Origin of the sequence: Streptomyces sp. NPDC049577, from assembly GCF_040675635.1 — a bacterium.
GTDB lineage: Bacteria > Actinomycetota > Actinomycetes > Streptomycetales > Streptomycetaceae > Streptomyces.
The window spans coordinates 1-2,334 of record NZ_JBFAPH010000562.1 but is presented as its reverse complement, the minus strand read 5'-3'; the positions used below and the strand labels follow the sequence as shown (position 1 = coordinate 2,334).

Here is a 2,334-nt window from a genome sequence, read left to right as displayed (position 1 = left end):
TCGACGAGCCCACCGCAGGCCTCGACCCGCAGGCCCGCCGCGCCACCTGGGACCTCGTGCGCGAGCTGCGCGAGGACGGGGTGACGACCGTCCTGACCACGCACTTCATGGACGAGGCCGAGGAGCTGGCGGACGACGTCGCGATCATCGACGGTGGCCGGGTCGTCGCCCAGGGCAGCCCCGAGGAGCTGTGCCGCGGCGGAGCCGAGAACACCCTGCGCTTCAGCGGCCGCCCCGGCCTGGACATCGCCTCGCTCCTCAAGGCGCTGCCCGCGGACACGGCGGCGGTGGAGCTCACCCCGGGCGCCTACCGGGTCACCGGCCAGGTCGGCCCCCAGCTGCTGGCCACGGTGACGACCTGGTGCGCCCAGCACGGCGTGATGCCGGACCGCATAACGGTCGAGCGGCACACGCTGGAGGACGTCTTCCTGGAATTGACGGGTAAGGAGCTGCGGGCATGACCGCCACCTCGGGGACCTTCGCGCCGCGGCCCGGTGCCGCGCCGCTGGGCCGGATGATCCGGGCGCAGGCCGCGCTGGAGACCCGGATGCTGCTGCGCAACGGCGAGCAGCTGCTGCTGACCGTCGTGATCCCCACGCTGCTGCTGGTCCTCTTCAGCTCCGTCGACATCGTGGACACGGGTGCCGGCAAGGCTGTGGACTTCCTGGCGCCGGGCATCCTCGCGCTGGCCGTCATGTCCACCGCCTTCACCGGGCAGGCCATCGCCACCGGTTTCGAGCGCCGCTACGGAGTGCTCAAGCGGCTCGGCGCGTCGCCGCTGCCGCGCTGGGCGCTGATGACCGCCAAGACCTGCTCGGTGCTGGTCACCGAGGTGCTCCAGGTCGTCCTGCTGACGGTGATCGCGTTCGCGCTGGGCTGGTCGCCGCACGGCGCTGCGACGTTTTCCGGGGGCGCCGCCGTCCTTCTGCTGCTCGTCCTCGGCACGGCCGCGTTCTCCGGCCTCGGGCTGCTGATGGCGGGCACCCTCAAGGCCGAGGCCACGCTGGCGGCCGCCAACCTCGTCTTCCTGCTGCTGCTGGTGGGCGGCGGCGTGATCGTGCCGCTGGAGAAGTTCCCGGGCGCGGTCCGCTCGGCGCTGGAGCTGCTGCCGGTCTCGGCGCTGTCGGACGGCCTGCGCGACGTGCTGCGGGACGGGGCCGGCATGCCCTGGGCCGATCTGGGCGTACTGGCGGTCTGGGCGGTGCTCGGCCTCGGCGCCGCGGCACGCTTCTTCCGCTGGGAGTAGGCCGCCGAGTAGGCCGCCCGGCAGGCGGGCCGGGCGCGTCGGGCACCCCTCGTGAATCCGTGCACAAGCGGGCGCTTACGATGAGCCCGTGCCGAAAACGCTGAACCCCCTCCAGGCCGTCGCCGACCGCTGGCAGCCCTCCGCGCGCTTCGTCGAGCGGGCGGCGTTCGCCTGCGTCGTCATGGCCGTGATCATCGTCGTGACGGGCGGCGCGGTCCGGCTCACCCAGTCCGGGCTCGGCTGCCCCACGTGGCCGACCTGCACCGAGGAGAGCCTGACGCCCACCGGTGCCATGGGCATCAACGGCGTCATCGAGTTCGGCAACCGCATGCTGACGTACGTGCTGTGCGCGGTCGTCGGCCTCGCGATCATCGCGGCCCGAGCGCGGACCCCGCGCCGCCGGTCGCTGACCCGGCTCGGCTGGGCGCAGTTCTGGGTGGTCATGGGCAACGCCGTGGTCGGTGGCATCACCGTGCTGACCGGTCTGAACCCGTACATCGTCAGCGCGCACTTCCTGCTCTCCACCGCGCTGCTGACCGTCGCCGTGGTGATGTGGCTCCGCTGCCGCGAGGGCGACGACGCGCCGCGCGATGTGGTGGCCCGTCCGGTGCGGCAGCTCAGCGCCCTGCTCGTCGCCGCGAGCGGCCTGCTGATCGTGATCGGCACGATCGTCACCGGGGCCGGCCCGCACGCGGGCGATGCCTCCAAGGACGTGCACCGCATCCCGCTGGACTGGCACGAGATCACCCAGCTGCACGTCGACTTCGTCTACATCGTCGTCGGTCTGACGGTGGCGCTGTGGTTCACCCTGCGTGCCGTCAAGGCGCCGGCGGTCCCGCGCCGCACCGTCGTGGAGCTCCTCGCCGTGCTGCTCCTCCAGGGCGTCATAGGGTACGTGCAGTACTTCGCCCATCTGCCGGAACTCGTCGTCGGCACCCATATGTTCGGTTCCTGCCTGGTGTGGATCGCGGTGCTGCGCGTCTTCCTGTCGCTGCGCGAGCGCGGCGAGGCGGCGACGCTGCCGGCGCCGTCCGCCGACCCCGAGGTCGCGCAGCGTACGGACGAGGCCGAGCCGGGCCAGGGCGTCC

General features: G+C 72.7%; 2 protein-coding genes and 1 pseudogene. All 3 read left to right on the top strand.

The window, feature by feature from the left end:
- A pseudogene (locus AB0K09_RS32655) lies at positions 1-461 on the top strand (ABC transporter ATP-binding protein); the annotation flags it as partial.
- Positions 458-1,246 (top strand): ABC transporter permease, encoded by a 789-nt coding sequence (locus AB0K09_RS32650; RefSeq protein ID WP_366069015.1) that lies wholly within the window; start codon positions 458-460, stop codon positions 1,244-1,246. The pseudogene AB0K09_RS32655 and the gene AB0K09_RS32650, both read left to right, overlap by 4 nt.
- Before the next feature lie 88 nt (positions 1,247-1,334).
- Positions 1,335-2,334: COX15/CtaA family protein (locus tag AB0K09_RS32645; protein WP_366069014.1), on the top strand; the 1,000-nt coding region annotated here is incomplete at its 3' end.